This is a genomic window from Methylobacterium sp. P1-11 (assembly GCF_008329595.1).
In the GTDB taxonomy this organism is placed as follows: Bacteria; Pseudomonadota; Alphaproteobacteria; order Rhizobiales; family Beijerinckiaceae; genus Methylobacterium.
In genome coordinates this window covers 326,533-343,034 of record NZ_NPKS01000002.1, presented here as the reverse complement: position 1 = coordinate 343,034, position 16,502 = coordinate 326,533, and the positions used below count along the sequence as shown (strand labels likewise).

The window sequence follows — 16,502 nt, the reverse complement described above, 5'->3', positions numbered from 1 at the left end:
GCGATGCCGCTCATGCCGGAGGCGTTGCCTGCAGCTCGGTCGCCGCGCGGCCACGGAACCGCGCACGACCCCGACGGTGGAGAGGCCCCCATCCCGCGTTACGCGGTCAGGAACTCGCGCAGGAGCGCGTCCACCGCCCCTCTGCTCGGGTCAGGATGACAGGTGGACGGCCGTCAGGCCGCCATGCTGCGCGAGGCGTCGCGGACGAGACGTGCCGAGGCATCCACCTCCCGGGTCGAGGTGGCGATCAGGCCGACGCTGCGGCTGATCTCGCCAACCGCGCCCGTCATCGCCTGCATGTTGGCCGACATCTCCTGCGCCACCGCGGCTTGCTGCTCGACGGCGGCGGAGATGGCGGACGAGATCTCGTTGACCTCGCCGATGGTCTCGCCGATGCCCGAGATGGCGATGGCCGCCCGGTTCGCGGCGTCCTGCGTCTCGGCAATCTGGCCACCGATGCTCTGCGTAGCCTTGGCGGTCTGCGCGGCAAGTTCCTTCACCTCGGCCGCCACGACGGCGAAGCCCTTGCCGGCCTCGCCGGCGCGGGCGGCCTCTATGGTCGCGTTGAGCGCCAGGAGGTTGGTCTGCGACGCGATGCCGGAGATCATCCCGACCACGTCGCCGATGCGCTGGGCCGCCGAGGCGAGCCCGGCCACCACGGTCGAGGTAGCGTTCGCCTGCTCCACGGCGCGCCCGGTGACCTGCAGGGCGCGGTTGACCTGCCGGCCGATCTCACCGACCGACGAGGCAAGCTCCTCGGCGCCGGCAGCGACGCCCTGGGTGTTGCCCGACGCCTGCTCGGCCGCGCTCGCCGCGCCGACGGCCTGCTCCGAGGCTCGCGAGATCGACGTGGCGATGCCGTCGAGATCGCGGTCGATGCCGCGGTGAAGTTCGGCTCGTCGCAGCCGTTCCGCGACGGCCTCGGTGACGTCGGTGGCGAACTTGACGACCTTGACGAGGCGGTCGGCGGCGTCGCGGACGGGATTGTAGGTGGCCTGAATCCAGACCTCGCGTCCGCCCTTGCCGATGCGCTTGTACTCGGCCTGCTGGAACTCGCCCCGACGAAGCCCGTCCCAGAAGGCGCGGTAGGCCTCGCCTTCCCGCTCGGCCGCGTCCACGAACATCGAGTGGTGCTTGCCCCGCACCTCGTCGAGGCTGTAGCCGACGACCGCGAGAAAGTTGGCGTTGGCGGTGATGACCGTGCCGTTGAGGTCGAACTCGATGATGCCCTGGGAACGGTCGAGGGCGTCGAGCTTGCCCTCGTTGTCGGCGTTGCGCAGCTTCTGCGCGGTGATGTCGGTGGCACACTTGAACACGCCGTAGGGTTTGCCGTTGCGCCCGACGAGCGGGTTATAGCTCGCCTGGATCCAGACCTCGCGCCCGCCCTTGCCGATGCGCTTGTACTCGGCGACCTGGTGTTCACCTCGGCGCAGCGCCGCCCAGAACCGCCGATAGGCCTCGCCCTCGCGCTCGGCAGGGTCGACGAACATGGAGTGATGCTGCCCCTGGATCTCCTCCAGGCCGTAGCCGACGGCGGTCAGGAAGTTGGCGTTGGCCGTCACCACCTTGCCGTCGAGGTCGAACTCGATCAGCGCCTGCGAGGCGTCAAGTGCCTGCAGCTTTGAATTGAGCTTGACGTTAGGCAACAGCATTGTCTTCCCCTCGCGCGACGGGCTGACCGCCGTCGAGGGAAGCAAATTATCCGGGCCGACTTGCCGTGAATTCATCGGGATCCGCGAAAATCTGCGGTATCCCACGATTTTTCGGTCGAATTTTCGGTCATTCCCGCGCCTGTGGTGATGGGCCGAAAGCCTTTGGCACATTTCCTGTCATGCCGAAGGTCGCCGGACATTCGGCGCCGCCAGTGCGTTGCCGGGATCCAGTCCAGCGGCACCGCACGCGGTCCTGGCGCGCACCCGACTTCGTGCCGTCGGCCGGCCGTGGTCGAGGGTGGCCTTTTACTCCGAGCGGGCGACCAAGCGTCGGCCGTCGGGACGGAGGCGCCAGGACAGAGCGACTGCGCAGCGATGCAACCACGCGTGACCCGATCGACTGCACCGGGCGCGAGCCCGGACAGAGCCAATCATTGCCCGAATCGAGGAAGGCTGCCCTGCGGCACACCATGCACGAACGTGCCCACTCCGCTCGACCTCACGGGACACCCCACACAGCCGCTTTCCTCCACCGCGCAGGCGCTGCCCCGGAATTCATGAACGAAGCCGGATGATTTCTGATCGGCCGATGCTCCGCCTGGAATTCAGGGCGTGCAGGGCCTGCTCGACGTTATGAGCGCAAGGGTGTCCAGAGCATTGCCGGTGGCTGCAAACTCTGCGGTGTTGTCAAAGATGCACCAGGCGCGGCCTCCTTGAGCCGCCTGCTGGTGCAGGTGCGTGGCCATCTGGCTGAGAACGGGCGCTTCATATGCGGAGTGGTACATGCGTGGGGAGCCGTGGAGCCGGTAATAGACCAGGTTCGTCCACCCACCCGGGATGTCGGCGCCACGAGCCGGCGCGGGGTCGGCGGCGACGCGGGCGATCGCAAGTCCGGAGAAGAGTTTGTCAACGTCCTCGGCAAGCCAGGTGGCGTGGCGCGGTTCACAGACGATGTCGCCTGGAAAGCGCCGCCTGAAGGCCACCAGGAAAGGCTCGGCGGATGTTCGGTCGAAAGCCAGGCTCGGCGGGAGCTGAAGCAACACCGGCCCGAGTTTCGGCCCCAGGCCCGCGACCTCCCATGAAAAGCGCGCCAGGAGTTCGTCCGCGCCGGTCAGGCGCTGCTCATGCGTAATCGCCCGCGGCACCTTCACGGCGAAGCGGAACCCGTCCGGCACCGCCGCGGCCCACTTCTCGTAGGTCGAGACCCGATGGGGTCGATAGAAGGACGTGTTGATCTCAACTGCGGAGAAACGCTGCGCGTATCGCTCCAAATGGCTGCCGGCCTCCGGGAAGTGAGGCGCATAGGCCTTCGGCAGGCTCCAGCCCGCGGTTCCGACAGCAATGGGGTCCGGTCTCAGCATGAGATACCATACGGCGTCGAAGCCGTGCCGGGCAGAGGGGCGGCGGGTGATCGGGTCCCTGTGTGCATGCGAGCGCTTGAAGAGGTCTTCCATCGTCTCCCGCAATCCGCATTTCGGCGGCGGTTTCGCCTCGCGGCCGCCGACCAAGCCTATTTGCGGGAGAAGGGCCTCCCGATCGTTCTGGAGCATGCACGGGACTTCGTGAGGCGACGCCTTGCGCCGGCCGAGCCCAGGAACGAAGGCAAGCAGACGCCCTTTCGTGGACACCCGGTCTTCACGGCACAGCATGCGACCGCAACCTGCTGCCGCGGCTGTCTGGCCAAGTGGTACGCCATCCCTGCGGGGCGGGATTTGACCGCTGCCGAGCAGGCACATGCGGTCGCCGCCATCGCACGCTGGCTGCGCTCTCAGAACGTCGAGGGCGCGTAACGCAGCCACCAGACCTGCGGCGACCGGATACGCGCTTCGCGAGTCATTCGTGGGGTCACGATCGGGAGCCGGAATCCCGGATGCCTGCGCCGGAGCGCGTCAGGCGCGGCGCCGTGCCGCCGCCGCTCGCGCCATCCGAGGCACCCTGCTCCGCCGCTTCTCCCGCTCGGCAGGCGTTTTGCCGTTTGTCGCTCCAGAGCTTGGTTCACCTGTCCGCGGCCGCGGCTGAGAGACATGCGCGTCGAGGAAGCGTCGACAGGCGTCGAAATCTGTCTCGGCCTCCGGCGGACAGGTGAGACCTCGCTGCTCCGCCAGACTGCGTGCGTAGCTGAGCATCGCCGCGCTCGGGATCCGGCGTTCGCCGGGTTGGCGGGCATTGTCCGTCTGAGGTGCGCGCGGCCCGGCATGCGTGTCCAGAAACGCCCGGCAGACGCTGATGCTGCTCTTGCAGCCGCGCGGCAGCGTCAAGCCCTTTCGCTCGGCCAAGCTGACCGCGAACGACGTCATGGCCGAGGTCGGCGGCCGATTGTCGGCCTGACCGGGCGGGATCAGACTCGGATCGAGGCTGAGCGCCGGTGAGCTTGAGATCGCGGCGATCAGCTCATCAAGGCGCGCGCGGGTGCGCTGCCGGAAGGTGTTCGCGCGCTGAACGGCCTCAACGCGCGTGGCCGCGCGACCGATCTCCGCCAACTCCGCCTCGAACATGGCGCGCCCGACCGGATCACCGTAGGCCGGGAATACGCGTCGCACCGCCGTGATGAAGGCCAGCCCGACCTCGGTGACTTCGATGGCTGGATCCTTGCCGTTCGCCAGTGTGATGTAGCGGCTCTTCAGGAGCTTGGGGAGGATTGTATCGCGCGTCGCGGCCGTGCCGAGGCCCTTGGGTTCGTTCGGATTGACCGGATTCTCGAGGGCACGCTTGGCCGCCGGATCATCGACTTGGTCGATCAGCCGACCCATCACCACCGGCAGCTCGCCTCGGGTGATCCGCCGCGGCGGCTCGGTCATGGCGGTGGCGATCTCTGCGCTCGCGGCCGATGCAGCTTCGCCGTCTTCCACGAACGGCAGGCGAGCGGACGTGGCCTCCGCTTCGCGCTTGGCCTTGCCGGGCACGAGGTCGACTTCGAGCTCAGCCTCGCTGCCGTAGACCGCCCGCCAACCCGGAGCGCGGATGACGCTGCCGGAGGCGACGAACCGCTTGGAGCCCAGCGCGGTCCCGACCTCGGCCGTCACGCTCGTGCGGGCGTCGATGCCGTCGGGGAGGTGAGCCGCGAGGTAAGCTTTCGCGACGAGGTCCCACAGCCGGAACTGATCGGCTGACAGGCGGCTCTGCTCGGGCACCTTGCGCAAGGGCACGATGGCATGGTGCTCGCCCGGATCCTTGACGTAGTGCCCTTTGGCGCCGCGGCGGATCAGGGGCACATCGGCCTGTGAGATGAGGCTGCGCAGATGGGTCAGCACGGAAGTCACCGCTGCGATCACCGTTGCGGCGTCCGCAGCCTGCCCTTCCGGCAGGTATTCGGATTCGGTGCGCGGGTAGCTGAGGTAGCCCTGATCGTACAGGTCTTGCGCGAGGCCGGCCGTGTGCTGCGGATCCCAGCCGAACCGCTTGGCGCAGCGCCGCGCCAGGGTGTCTTTTGAGAACAACCGGGGTGGCGCGCGCCTCACATCCTTGAGATCGACCGCCAAAGGGCCCGACCATGCCGCGGCTGCCGCCCGGATCGTCTCGGCGACCGCCCCTTCGAAGATCCGCTCCTTGGGCGCATGCCACAGGGTCAGCTCGGCCCCGGATGGGGTGCCCGCGTGCAAGGCGACCTTGAAGAAGTCCCGCGGGACGAAGGATCGGATACGCTCCTCCAGGTCGGCCAGGATGGCGAGGGTGGGCGTCTGCACGCCGCCGAAGCGCCAGGGCTCCCGGAAGGCAGGCGGGCGCAGGCGCAGCGAGATGGCCCGTGTGCCGTTCAGGCCGAGATGGTAGTCCTCGTACTGCCTGCAGAGCGCCTCAAGGTAGGCGGCATAGTCGCGCTCACCCGAGCCCGGCTCTCTGGCCAGGGCGGCGAAGGCGCGGCGGATCGAGACATCATCGAGTGCTCCGAGCTTGAGCCGATCGACCCGACCGCGCCAGCCGAGGTGCTCCAGAACCTCCCAGGCGATCATCGAGCCCTCGCGCCCGGGATCGGTGGCGATGATCACGCGCTCGACGCCACCCAGCGCTTGCCGGATGGCGGCGATCTTCGGCTCGTGCGACTGGCCGGACCGGTTCGTGCCGCAGCTGACCGGGATCGTGGGAAGCACGATGGGCAATGCGTCGAACCGCCAGGACTTCCATTCCGGCCGGATGCTGCCTGGCTCCTGGGCCGACAGAAGGTGTCCCTCGGCGGCCACGCAGACCGTGTCCGGCGAGCGGAAGAAGCGCTGCAGCTGCCGCATCGCTGAGGGCTTCTCGAAGAAGAACAGCGTCCGGCCGGAATTCGGAGGTGACATGTCGCTGACCGCGAAGGCGTCCGCTGCGCCCGACAGATAGTTCACATTTTGTTCTAGGGCAACCGCGCAGGCAACCGCCGGGAAGGGGTGCGAAAGGCCGCAGCTCACGCCGAACGCGAGCAGCTGCCGTCCGCCGGGTTCGGCCCTGAAGGCGCAAGCCGGCGCTGTCGCGGGTAAGACCTCGGTCCTGCGCCCGCACACCGTACATGAGCTGTCCCGAAGGATCGACGTGGGTCACTCTGTCTGCGACCCGTGCATCGGGCTCGGTCGGAAGAACAAGCCGGCCTTCAGACTGTCGCCGATGCGGTGCGCGCGGTCCACTACGACGGCAGCGGTTTCAGGCGGAAAGTGTGCCGATGCGGTCGCTTCGAACAGGCCGAGCCATCGTGCAAAATGCTCCGGTTCCAGGCTGCCCAGGGCGACATGCTTGCCGAACGGATTACCCTTGTACCGGCCTGTCTTGAACAGAACCGATGACCAGAACGCCTGGATGGTCGCCATGTGTCGAGGCCAGTCCGCCTCGGAGATCGCTGCTGCGAAGACGGGGCCGATCAGCGCATCGCCGCGTACGCGTTTGTAGAAGGCATCGAGAAAGCGGGTGAGGCTGTCTTCGTCGAGCGTGACGTCGGGCATGATGATGAGATGCCGGTAGGCGCTGGTCTCTTCAAGGGGAGACAGGACGCCAACCGGGCTGGCGGAGCTGGAGGGAGAGCCTGAGCGTCCGGCCGTAAGCCGGTGTTCCCTGTCCGCGTCGAATTCGTTTCGTCGTACGGGCGCGCGCCTTTGCCGTGGCTCTCATCTGGTCGGTCTGACCGCGGTGGTCCCGTTCCTCGTCGAGGACGCACTCAAGGCAAACGGCGGCAGCTTCACCAAGGCGGGGGACTGGGCGCCGTACGTGGTTGCGGACGGCCTGCTGATCACCGGCCAGAACCCGGCTTCGTCCGGGCCTGCAGCCGAGCGCCTCCTCCAGAGGCTGGCGAACGCCTGAGGCCAGCGGGTCTCACGCATCCCGGCCGAACGCGCCGCGGCCGTCATGCCCGGAGCAGCCCCGAGGTGCGGTCGGTCTCGATCAGGTTGTCGAATAGGCCGCGCCTTATCCGTGCCTCGGATTCAGCACGAGTGCATGCACGGCATGGCCCTGCTGGATGCCCTGCCAGCCCAGCCAGCCAGTGTAAATGCCGACGAGCACGATCAGCGCGGCCGAGGCGTAGGGGGCCTGCCGTGCGAAGGTGCTGAACCCGGCCCAGCGATTGGCGATGTGCTTGACGCTCAACGCCGCGATCACGCCCGCCGATACCATGGTGATCGCCAGGCCGATGCTGAAGGACACCACCAGCACGAAGCCCAGGCTGATCTGCTTCAGCTGGATGCAGAGCAGAAGCACCGTGATCGCCGCCGGGCATGGGATCAGGCCGCCCGTCAGGCCGAACAGAACGATCTGCCCCGTCGTCACCGGCCGCCCCGAGAAGCGCCGCCGGATATCGTCTGCATGCGCCCGGGCATGGGCATCATCCTCGTCGCCCAGGTTCAGGTGCCCGTGATCATGGCCGTGCTCCTCGAACGCGACCTCATGGATCTCCACGCCAGCCGATCCAACCAGGGTCAGCCGCGCCGTGAAAGCATGCGGCTCCGGGATCTCCTCCCTGCTCTCCAGGAAATCGCCGCCGTCCGTGAAGGAGAAGGCCTGACAGCCGCCGTCCGGCCGGATCGTTTCAAGAGCAACGCGCTGCGGTGGAGGCAACACGCCCTTGATCCGGCTCAAGCGCCAACGGGGTGGCACGCCGCCCTCGAACACCTCCAACTTGAAAACGCCGTCGCGGGCGGCGACGTGCTTCGCTTCCTCGTGGTGGTGATGCTCGTCGCGCGGCTCGCGCCATGTCCGCCACAGCATCCAAAGGGCGATCCCGACGATGATGACGGCGGAGGCGAGCTGGAAGTACGGCTCGCTGGTCTCGCCCCCCCAACGTTGCCCGAGATATTGACCGCCGAGGGCAATGACCCACACGACCGCCGTGTGCGAGAGCGTCGCCGCCAAGCCCAGCAGCACCGCCTGTGTGACGGTGCCGCGCACCGCGATGATGAACGCCGCCATCATCGTCTTCGAGTGACCGGGTTCGAGCCCGTGCAGGGCGCCCAGCAGGATCGCGGTCGGCACGAACAGCCAGGCATGTGCGGTCCCCTGCTGAAGCAGGTCGGTCAACGGCGTCATGGGGCAGACCCCTCGTCACTTGAGGTAGGTGCGAACCACCTCGATCAGCTCGGCCGCACCACGGGCACGCTCGGCGTCTGGCTCGGTGGCCGGGTTCACGACGTGATGGCGGATGTGGTCCTCCATCAGTTCGGCGGTCAGGCCATTGATGGCGCCACGCATCGAGGCGACGAGCATGAGCACATCGGTGCAGCCGAGTTCGGCCTCCAGAGCGCGCTCGACCGCTTCCGCCTGCCCCCTGATCCGGCGCACGCGGGCGAGCAGCTTCGTCTTGTCCTTGATCGTGTGGCCCATCGGGCGCCCTTCCGTTGATGTGATATAGGGGGGTACCCTATCGGTGTCGAGCCTGATCCTCACCGGGATGACGAGCCCCTACCATGAAGGAGGACGACCCATGCGTCGGCGTCTGCCAGTTCGACGGCCGGACAGGATGGTGCGCGGGTTGCGGCCGCACAATCCCGGAGATCCGGGCATGGCGGAAGATGACGCCCTACCGGCGCGCGAGCCTCATGCGTGAGCTACCACTTCGGATCACACGGGCCGGCAAGGTGAATCGAGCGCGGCCCATGTCGGGATTGCCGTCCGCTTCATAGCCGGCGCGCTCATAATGGGACCGGCGTAAGACCACCGCGCTGCCAGTCCGGGAGCGACTGATACCGGCCGTTCTGACAGCTGTCGCCGCTCCCCGTCAGCAGCCATCCGTGGGTCATCCCGCAGGGGCGGCTTGGAGAGGTGAACTAGGTTACCTCCGCTTCTCCGTTGCTTGCGATGATTGGGCAACACGGCGAGACTGGCGAAGAATATGCCGTACAGCACGCAGGTGAGATCTGCCTGCAGACCGAGACCGAGGCCGCCGGGCCACGCTCAGGGCGAGCGCCGACGCTCATCGGACGTATCCGTCCCGCGCCGACGGCGAAGATGGACGGCATGCCTGCAACTGCCAGCCCGGAACGGAGATGCGCGCCATGATGACCAGGAGAATGCTCGGCCAGACGCTCGTCGCCGGCGCGGCCGCCGCGCTGCTTCCCGCGGTGGCGTCGGCTCGGGATCTGCCGCGTGCGCGCAACGTCGTCCTCGTCCACGGCCTGTTCGCTGATGGGTCGTGCTGGTCGGAGGTCATCCCGCGATTGCAGGCGACGGGCCTGAACGTCACCTCCGTGCAGAACCCGTTGACCACCTTCGAAGAGGCGGTCGCGTCCGCACAGCGCGTTCTGTCCCGGCAGGAGGGACCGACGGTCCTCGTCGGCCACTCGTTCTCCGGCATGATCGTGACCGAGGCCGGAGTCGACCCGAAGGTGTCCGCACTCGTCTACGTCGCGGCCCGGGCGCCCGATGCCGGCGAGGATTACACGGCGCTGGCCAAGACCTATCCGACACCGCCCGCCTCGGCGGGGATCCTGTTCGACGGCGACGAGGGACGTCTGAGCGAGGCGGCCTTCCTGAAGGACTTCGCGGGCGACCTGCCGGCGGACCGGGCCAAGGTTCTGTTCGCGGTCCAGCAGCCGTTCCACAAGGCGTTGTTGACGGGGAGGACGACCCAGGCGGCTTGGCGATCAAAGCCGAGCTTCTACGCGGTGTCGACCGAGGACCGGACCATCAACCCGGACCTCGAACGGTTCATGGCCAAGCGCATGAACGCGCGGATTGTGGAACTCAAGGCGAGCCACCTGTCCCTGATTTCGCATGCCCAGGACATCGCGGACCTCATCCTTGAGGCTGCCGGCCAACCACGAGCACGCCGCTGACCGAAGGAGCCCTCGCAGGCTGAGCCACGGCGCGGATGCGCCGGGCTGACAGGACCGGGATGATGCGCGTATTCGAGGATCTGCTCGACATGCGCTTCAGAAGCCGGGATCCCGGCGGCCGCTGCAACAGACCGGACGGCCGGGCCACCCGGTCCGATCGCGCGAGGAAACGACCATGACCGACGAACCGCACGGCTTCGACCGCGGCCTGACCAATTACGGCGACCGCGACTTCGCCCGCTACCTGCGCCGCTCCTTCGCGCGCTCGATGGGCATCTCGGTCGGCCTGCTGGACAAACCTGTGGTCGGCATCGCCATGACGCCCTCGGGCTTCAACAATTGCCACCGCGGCATGTCCGACCTGGTGGAGGCGGTCTCCCGCGGCGTGCTGGCGGCCGGCGCCCTGCCGCGGCCGTTCCCCACCGTGTCGCTCGGCGAGGTTTTCCTCAACCCGACCAGCATGATGTACCGCAACCTCATGGCCATGGACACGGAGGAGATGATCCAGGCCCAGCCGATGGACGCGGTCGTGCTGATCGGCGGCTGCGACAAGACCGTGCCGGCCCAGCTCATGGGCGCGGCCTCCGCCGATCTCCCGGCGATCCAGCTCGTGACCGGACCGATGTCGACGGGCCGCCACAAGGGCCAGCGGCTCGGCGCCTGCACAGATTGCCGGGGCTTCTGGGCGAAGTACCGGGCCGGCACCGTCGATGCCGAGGAGATTGCCGAGGTCGAGGGACGGCTGTCGGTGACCCAGGGCACCTGCGCGGTGATGGGCACAGCCTCTACCATGGCGTGCATCGCCGAGGCGCTGGGCATGTCGTTGCCGGGCACCGCGGCGATCCCGGCGGTGCATTCCGACCGCCTGGTCGCCGCCGAGGAGACCGGCCGGGCGGCGGTGCGGTTGATCCAGTCGAAGGTCCGGCCCTCTCAGGTCATCACCGAGAAGTCGGTGGAGAACGCGATCCGGGTGCTGATGGCGGTCTCGGGCTCGACCAACGCCATCGTGCACCTCACCGCCATCGCCGGACGGCTCGGCATTCGCATCCCCTACGAGCGCTTCAACCAGATCTCGGAGGAGACCCCGGTGCTGGTCGACCTGAAGCCGGTGGGTGAGGGCTACATGGAGGATTTCCACGCCGCCGGCGGCATGGGCGCGCTGCTGCGCGAACTGCGCCCGCTCCTCCACCTCGATACTGTGGACGTGGAGGGCCGCACGCTGGCCGAGCGCCTGGACGAGCCGGTCGGCTGGGTCGACCATGCGGTGATCCGCGCCTCCGACAACCCGGTTTCGGCCGTGGGCGGGCTGGTGGCGCTCACCGGCAACCTCGCCCCCAAGGGCGCGATCTTCAAGCGGGCGGCCGCGACCCCACAGCTGTTCGAATCCGAGGGGCGGGCAGTGGTGTTCACCGGTCTGGAGGATCTGAGCCGGCGGATCGACGATCCCGATCTCGACGTGGCGCCGGGGGATGTGCTGGTCCTGCAGAATGCCGGGCCGCACGCGGCCGGCATGCCGGAGGCGGGCTATCTGCCGATCCCCAAGAAGCTCGCCAGGGCGGGGGTGAAAGACATGGTGCGCATCTCCGACGCGCGGATGTCGGGCACGGCCTTCGGATCGATCGTGCTGCACGTGGCGCCCGAAGCCGCAATCGGCGGCCCGCTCGCGGCGGTGCGTGACGGCGACCGGATCCGTCTGTCGATCCAGGACAAGCGGATCGACCTGCTGGTCGAGGCCGACGAGATTGCCCGGCGGCTCGCCGACCACCGGCCGCCGCCGGTTCCGGCCCGGGGCTACAAGGCCCTCTATCGGCGCAGCGTCACGCAGGCGCCGGAGGGCTGCGACTTCGACTTCCTCGCGAAGGCCGAGGGCTGAGAGAAGCGGAGCCGGCCTTCCGACCGGGACCAGGGGACGACCACGGCGGACATCTCCGATCCCACCCCAGCCGCGGCGCTGCGCGCCGACCTGTGGTCCAGAAGGCGGCCGATCGGCGCGATGCCGCCCGGACTTGGCCGCGCGATGGAGGAGGGCTACGCCATCCAGGACGCCTCACCGCCAAACGCGGCAAGCCCGTCGCCGGCTGCACGCTCGGCTTCGGTAGCGCTTCGTCGGCGGCACCCTTGCACGCGGCGGTCAGCACGATGCGGCGGTGGCGCCGAAATCGGCCGTTTCATCGCCCCTGTTGGATTAGGCCTACGGCGTCGGCGATCCGGGCTCGGAGACCATGACGAGCGATCCCGCAGTTCCCGGCGCGAGGACCGATCCTATCGGGCATCCCGCTCGGGCTCGGCGGTGAGGCCGTCGAAATAGTCAAAGAACACGCGGTCCGGATCATATTGGTCGCGCAGGCCGCACAGCTTCTGCCACTTCTCGGGCGTGAAAGCCTGGGCGACGATGTCGGGTTGCTCGACCGTGTTCGTCTCGCCGATGTAGTAGCCGACGTTGAACGGCTTCAGAGCGGTGATTACCGCCTGATGCCATGCGGCATTGGCCTGATCGGCCTCCGCCTCGTGCCACATCGTCCAGGGCCCGCCGTAGACCTTGGAGCTGATCGACCGGGCCATGTTTTTCTGCGGCCTCGGGACGTCGGGTCCGCAGAAGATCGTTGAAAGGAACACCGAGGTCGCCGAAGGCGCGCTGTGCCAGAGCGGCAGGATCGCTGCCATCAGTGCGCCGGGACTGTGATTGGAATAGGTCGCCTCGACCCGAGACCGCACGCCTTCCGGGAAGAGCGCGCCGGAGGCGTCGAAGAGCTGCTCGAAATCGAGCGGTGTGGCCCGTGAACACGACAGCGGCTCGACCGGAACGTCATCCAGCGGATGGAGCGCGCGCCGGGCCGCCTCCGGGCTGTCCTCGAAGGCCGTCGCGGTGACCATGCAGACCCAGCCGTTCTGGCCAGCCGCGACCTCCGTCAGCGCGGGGGGCGCCTTGACGATGAACTGGGTCAGCTCGACGCTGGGCGCGATGCGCGGCGCGGCCGTCCCGAGCCACGTGCCGACGGCCGGCGCATCCTCGAGGCGATAGAAATACGTACTGCCGAGAATGGCCTTCGGCAGGGCGTGGAGCTTCAGGAAATACTTCGTGACGACACCGAAGAAGCCCGAACCGGCGCCGCGCGCGGCCCAGAAGAAATCCACGTTCTCGGTTTCGCTCGCCCGGATCAACGCACCCTGTGCGGTGACCAGTTCGATCGCCTCCAGGCTCTCGGTGCCGTAACCCCAGACGGTAGGGTTCCAGGCCATGCCGCCGCCGAGGAAGTAGCCGCTCGCCTTGACCTGCGGACAATGGCCGGTCGGGAAGGCGAGGCCGTGGGCGTTGAGAGCCTTCTGGATCTCGCGATTGCTGAGAATGGGTTGGATGACGGCCCTGCGATCCTCGACATCGATCGAGATAATCTTGTTGAGGCTCTCGAGGTCGATCAGGATGCCGCCGTTGCGCAGGCTCGGCTGGCACCAATTATGGCCGCCGCCGCGGACGACCACCTTGAGGCCATGCGCGCGGGCGAACTTGATCGTGGCGATGATGTCGTCTTCGTCGGCCGCCTTCACGATCATCTGCGGCGCCCGGTCGGGGATCAGTCTGTTCCACAAATTCCCATGAAGGGCCTCCAGGAAGCGGGCATCGCCCGCGCCGATGACAGGGCCCCTGCAGACGTTCCTCAGGTTCTCAATATTCATGGCCGCGCACTGCATAAGGGAGGGCCCGCTCAGGCGAGGCGGCCTGAGCGGGCGTTAGACAATGGACAACCGGTTGATGCGGCCTCAGTAGGGGACGCGGTCCGCCTTCTCGGCGTACTTCTTCCACACCTCGACGGCCTCTTCGCGCATGATCTGCTGGGTCGGGATCGAGCGCTCGCCGACATCCTTCTTGAGTTCCGCATAGATCATGCTGTCGTCGAAGCCGCCGTATTGCAGCGCGTCCTCGACTTGGGCCGCGTAGTAGACATTCTTGATTCCGGCCCAATAGGCGGCCGCCATGCACATGGGGCACGGCTCGGCGCTGGTATACAGCGTCGCGTTCCGAAGCTTGAAGCTGCCCTGCGACTTGCAGGCCTTGCGGATAGCCTCGATCTCGCCGTGCCAGGTCGGATCGTTCTCGGCGACGACGCGATTGGCGCCCTCGGCGATGATCTCGCCGTCCTGGACGATCACGCAGCCGAACACGCCGCCGGCGCTGTCGACCAGCGACGTCTTCTCCGACAGGGCGATCGCCCGGGCCATGAAGTGCTCGTGGTTGTCAGACATGGGATCCTCTGTCGTGGAAAATCTGTTTGAATGTTCGAGATTGTGAGCCGTGATGAGTTAACGACCGATGCTCGGCGACATCTTTTATGTGGGTCGGCGCTAGACTTTGTGCGGCATGATTAAAAACCGCGGTTGTTCCAGTCGATATGACTTTCGGTTCGAGCCGTATCGCCGCGCGGATCGGAGGAACGGCGCGAGTCGAGGTGGGCGTATGGCCGCGACCGGCCGGCACGGACAGGCCTCCGCGATCATCGGTCACGCGGATTGGACCGCCCCGCTGGAACCGTGCTCCCCGCGAAGCGCATCTTCATCAGCAAATGACCGGCGGCCACGATCCGACCGTGACATGAATAGACAGGGCCCACCGAACGCCGTCAACGCCGCCCAGCAATCGCTCGCGATGGAATTGTAAATATTCACGAATGCAATAATGCGAGAGAAAATGCTTGATCACCATCGTCGACACGGCGGCTCTTGCTGCACGTCCGTCGCTTTAGGGCGACAGCGGCGCCCGGCGTCGGGCCGGCAGCATGCGGGCTGAGACGCAGGGACAAGAAAAAATCATTCGCCTCGTCGAAGCCGTCCACGGCGACCCCAATCCTCCCGGCGGCGCCCGTGAGGTCCCGGCAGGTAGATCAGGACAAGTGACGTTACCCGCGTTCAAACCTCCGGAAAAGATTGGCGCCCTGGGCAGGCAAGCCAATAAAGGCGTCCCTGATCCGGCGCTGCCGGTCCGGCCGGGCCCCTGCCTGTGAGGGGCGATGGGCGGCGCTGCCCGCAACGCGAAGAGCGGATCCTGCCACAGCACTGCGGTCAGGAGGGGTTGGTCGACGTGCCGGATGGAGCCTGACCGTAGCCTCCCGGAGACGAGCGTCGCCCCCATTTTTCGTTGTCGCTCCGTCCCAACTCGCCGGGATCGGAACTTGGCGGCGGCCGAAAAGTTTCGACGTTCCAGGCCGCGAGCGCGTCAGATAAAGAACTTGTCGGCCTCTCGTCTGAAAACGCGAGCGCTTGGGAAGGCGTATTGTATTTACAATCCAAATACTCGCTTTCCTTTCCGAGGTCTTGACTCTCTGCCGACGTTGCATGTTGATCTATGCTTGCAAGGCAGCGCCGACGTTCGAGCGGCGGAGGCACGATGCAAGACCAATTTTCGGTTGTTTCTCCTCTTGTTTCGCGGAGTGGCAGGCTCCTGCGAGTCTGTCGTCGGCTCGGTGTCATGGAATGCGAGCCGCTGCTTCCTTCCGCCGGGGGAGGTGCGTGTTCGCGCCCTCGCACCGGCCGGTCTGGCGGCCTCCTGCACGCCCATCGTGGGACCCGCCGGTCGGCGGGCGGGCGCGGTGCGGAGGGCCGTCCGCCACTCCACACGAACGCGCGGGTGCAAGCAGCTGTGCAAGGGAAGCGCGTCGGTTCATGAGCGGTGCCACAACGTCCGTCAGCATCGTGACGCAGACGACTGTCCGGCCGGAGAGCGCGGACGCCTTCGCCCACTGGCAGGCCGATACCCATGCCGTCGTCGCGACCTTTCCGGGCTTCATCGAGCAGCAGTTGATCCCGCCGCGGCCGCCGCTGCAGGTGGATTGGGTGATCGTGCAGCGGTTCCACAGTCTGGAGCAGGCACAGGCTTGGCTGGCCTCGCCCCAGAGGCAGGCGCGCATCGAGGGCGCGACGCCGATGCTCGTGGGCCGCGACGACGTCCACATCGTCAAGGACGACGCCAGTGCGGCCCGCACGTCGCCGGTCAGCACGGTGATCAGCACCCGCGTGAAGCCCGGCCTAGAGGCCGCCTATCTCAAGTGGGAACAGAAGATCGCCGCCGCGCAGTCCAGGGCGCCCGGCATGCAAGGCTATCGGTTCGAGCCGGCAGTGCCGGGGGTGCAGGAGGATTACGTCGCGATCCTGCGCTTCGACAGCGAGGCGAACCTGCAGATCTGGATGGACTCGCCCGAGCGCCAGGCCCTGGTCGCGGAAGCGGCCCCCCTGACCGCGGAATACCACACGCGGACGGTGCAGAGCGGCTTCGAACAATGGTTCCGCAACGTCGCGCCAGAAGGGGGGGCGGCCCCCGCGGCGTGGAAGATGAACATGATCGTCGTACTGACGCTCTACCCGACTGTGTTCCTGTGGGGAATCCTGATCGGCACGCCGATCCTCTCCGGGATGCTGAAGGTGGACTTCCCGGTCGCCCTGTTCATTGGCAACGTGTTCAGCGTGCTCCTCACCTCGCAGATGGTGCCCTGGACGGCCAAGCGGCTAAGCTGGTGGCTGTCGCCGGATCCGGCTCGGCGGGCGCGGGTCAACCTGCAGGGCGCAGCGCTGCTGATCGCCGCCTACGCACTCATGATCCTCGTGTTCTGGAAGCTGTTTTGACCGGCGTGGC

At 67.3% G+C, this 16,502-nt stretch carries 13 protein-coding genes and 1 pseudogene; 6 read left to right on the top strand and 8 right to left on the bottom strand.

The features are described from left to right. Positions 1-173: 173 nt before the first annotated feature. Together CIW48_RS03865 and CIW48_RS03860 are read right to left on the bottom strand one after the other, a co-directional pair. Entirely contained in the window at positions 174-1,652 is a 1,479-nt protein-coding gene (locus CIW48_RS03865) for a PAS domain-containing methyl-accepting chemotaxis protein (RefSeq protein WP_149309216.1), read from the bottom strand. A gap of 605 nt (positions 1,653-2,257) precedes the next feature. Continuing rightward, positions 2,258-3,013: a DUF72 domain-containing protein gene (locus tag CIW48_RS03860; RefSeq protein WP_149309323.1), complete on the bottom strand. Its 756-nt coding sequence runs from the start codon at positions 3,011-3,013 to the stop codon at positions 2,258-2,260. Between CIW48_RS03860 and CIW48_RS03855 the strand changes: the two genes are divergently transcribed. Then, the gene (locus tag CIW48_RS03855) at positions 2,924-3,442 is read left to right on the top strand and encodes a DUF4186 domain-containing protein (RefSeq protein ID WP_348645120.1); all 519 of its coding nucleotides are present in this window, start codon (positions 2,924-2,926) and stop codon (positions 3,440-3,442) included. The two genes, CIW48_RS03860 and CIW48_RS03855, sit on opposite strands and share 90 nt — an antisense overlap. Positions 3,443-3,541: 99 nt before the next feature. Here CIW48_RS03855 and CIW48_RS03850 read toward each other — a convergent pair whose 3' ends face one another. Then, entirely contained in the window at positions 3,542-5,926 is a 2,385-nt protein-coding gene (locus tag CIW48_RS03850; protein WP_173009174.1) for a DNA topoisomerase, read from the bottom strand. A 234-nt stretch (positions 5,927-6,160) separates the two neighbouring features. Then, positions 6,161-6,559, bottom strand: a complete 399-nt coding sequence (locus CIW48_RS03845) for a group III truncated hemoglobin (RefSeq protein ID WP_149309211.1) — start codon at positions 6,557-6,559, stop codon at positions 6,161-6,163. A 169-nt stretch (positions 6,560-6,728) separates the two neighbouring features. Between CIW48_RS03845 and CIW48_RS03840 the strand changes: the two are divergent. After that, positions 6,729-6,914, top strand: a pseudogene (locus tag CIW48_RS03840) (type 1 glutamine amidotransferase domain-containing protein); the annotation flags it as partial. A 105-nt stretch (positions 6,915-7,019) separates the two neighbouring features. On the opposite strand, the gene CIW48_RS03835 reads toward CIW48_RS03840, so the two are convergent. Both CIW48_RS03835 and CIW48_RS03830 read right to left on the bottom strand, forming a co-directional pair. Next, on the bottom strand, positions 7,020-8,135 hold the full coding sequence (locus CIW48_RS03835) for a nickel/cobalt efflux transporter (RefSeq protein ID WP_149309209.1): 1,116 nt from the start codon (positions 8,133-8,135) through the stop codon (positions 7,020-7,022). A gap of 15 nt (positions 8,136-8,150) precedes the next feature. Further along, positions 8,151-8,429 carry a metal/formaldehyde-sensitive transcriptional repressor gene (locus CIW48_RS03830; protein ID WP_091775566.1) on the bottom strand — a complete coding sequence of 93 codons (279 nt, stop codon included), beginning with the start codon at positions 8,427-8,429 and terminating at the stop codon, positions 8,151-8,153. An 83-nt stretch (positions 8,430-8,512) separates the two neighbouring features. On the opposite strand from CIW48_RS03830, the gene CIW48_RS03825 reads away from it, so the two are divergent. The 3 genes from CIW48_RS03825 to CIW48_RS03815 all read left to right on the top strand — a co-directional run bounded on the left by CIW48_RS03825 (position 8,513) and on the right by CIW48_RS03815 (position 11,753). Then, the gene (locus CIW48_RS03825) at positions 8,513-8,728 is read left to right on the top strand and encodes a DUF1289 domain-containing protein (RefSeq protein ID WP_149309207.1); all 216 of its coding nucleotides are present in this window, start codon (positions 8,513-8,515) and stop codon (positions 8,726-8,728) included. A gap of 372 nt (positions 8,729-9,100) precedes the next feature. Beyond that, positions 9,101-9,880: an alpha/beta hydrolase gene (locus tag CIW48_RS03820; RefSeq protein WP_149309205.1), complete on the top strand. Its 780-nt coding sequence runs from the start codon at positions 9,101-9,103 to the stop codon at positions 9,878-9,880. Between the two features lie 175 nt (positions 9,881-10,055). Then, entirely contained in the window at positions 10,056-11,753 is a 1,698-nt protein-coding gene (locus CIW48_RS03815; protein WP_149309203.1) for an IlvD/Edd family dehydratase, read from the top strand. Between the two features lie 389 nt (positions 11,754-12,142). Here CIW48_RS03815 and CIW48_RS03810 read toward each other — a convergent pair whose 3' ends face one another. Continuing rightward, entirely contained in the window at positions 12,143-13,555 is a 1,413-nt protein-coding gene (locus CIW48_RS03810) for an FAD-binding oxidoreductase (protein ID WP_149309201.1), read from the bottom strand. A gap of 84 nt (positions 13,556-13,639) precedes the next feature. Then, positions 13,640-14,122: a nucleoside deaminase gene (locus tag CIW48_RS03805; RefSeq protein WP_149309199.1), complete on the bottom strand. Its 483-nt coding sequence runs from the start codon at positions 14,120-14,122 to the stop codon at positions 13,640-13,642. Positions 14,123-15,535: 1,413 nt separating this feature from the next. Between CIW48_RS03805 and CIW48_RS03800 the strand changes: the two genes are divergently transcribed. After that, entirely contained in the window at positions 15,536-16,492 is a 957-nt protein-coding gene (locus CIW48_RS03800) for an antibiotic biosynthesis monooxygenase (RefSeq protein ID WP_149309196.1), read from the top strand. The last annotated feature ends 10 nt before the right edge of the window (positions 16,493-16,502 follow it).

Excerpts from the sequence above, each read along its gene's own strand:
- CIW48_RS03865 (WP_149309216.1), bottom strand. The coding sequence starts at position 1,652 with ATGCTGTTGCCTAACGTCAAGCTCAATTCAAAGCTGCAGGCACTTGAC.
- CIW48_RS03855 (WP_348645120.1), top strand. The coding sequence starts at position 2,924 with ATGGCTGCCGGCCTCCGGGAAGTGAGGCGCATAGGCCTTCGGCAGGCT.
- CIW48_RS03860 (WP_149309323.1), bottom strand. The coding sequence starts at position 3,013 with ATGCTGAGACCGGACCCCATTGCTGTCGGAACCGCGGGCTGGAGCCTG.
- CIW48_RS03850 (WP_173009174.1), bottom strand. The coding sequence starts at position 5,926 with ATGTCACCTCCGAATTCCGGCCGGACGCTGTTCTTCTTCGAGAAGCCC.
- CIW48_RS03845 (WP_149309211.1), bottom strand. The coding sequence starts at position 6,559 with ATGCCCGACGTCACGCTCGACGAAGACAGCCTCACCCGCTTTCTCGAT.
- CIW48_RS03835 (WP_149309209.1), bottom strand. The coding sequence starts at position 8,135 with ATGACGCCGTTGACCGACCTGCTTCAGCAGGGGACCGCACATGCCTGG.
- CIW48_RS03830 (WP_091775566.1), bottom strand. The coding sequence starts at position 8,429 with ATGGGCCACACGATCAAGGACAAGACGAAGCTGCTCGCCCGCGTGCGC.
- CIW48_RS03825 (WP_149309207.1), top strand. The coding sequence starts at position 8,513 with ATGAAGGAGGACGACCCATGCGTCGGCGTCTGCCAGTTCGACGGCCGG.
- CIW48_RS03820 (WP_149309205.1), top strand. The coding sequence starts at position 9,101 with ATGATGACCAGGAGAATGCTCGGCCAGACGCTCGTCGCCGGCGCGGCC.
- CIW48_RS03815 (WP_149309203.1), top strand. The coding sequence starts at position 10,056 with ATGACCGACGAACCGCACGGCTTCGACCGCGGCCTGACCAATTACGGC.
- CIW48_RS03810 (WP_149309201.1), bottom strand. The coding sequence starts at position 13,555 with ATGAATATTGAGAACCTGAGGAACGTCTGCAGGGGCCCTGTCATCGGC.
- CIW48_RS03805 (WP_149309199.1), bottom strand. The coding sequence starts at position 14,122 with ATGTCTGACAACCACGAGCACTTCATGGCCCGGGCGATCGCCCTGTCG.
- CIW48_RS03800 (WP_149309196.1), top strand. The coding sequence starts at position 15,536 with ATGAGCGGTGCCACAACGTCCGTCAGCATCGTGACGCAGACGACTGTC.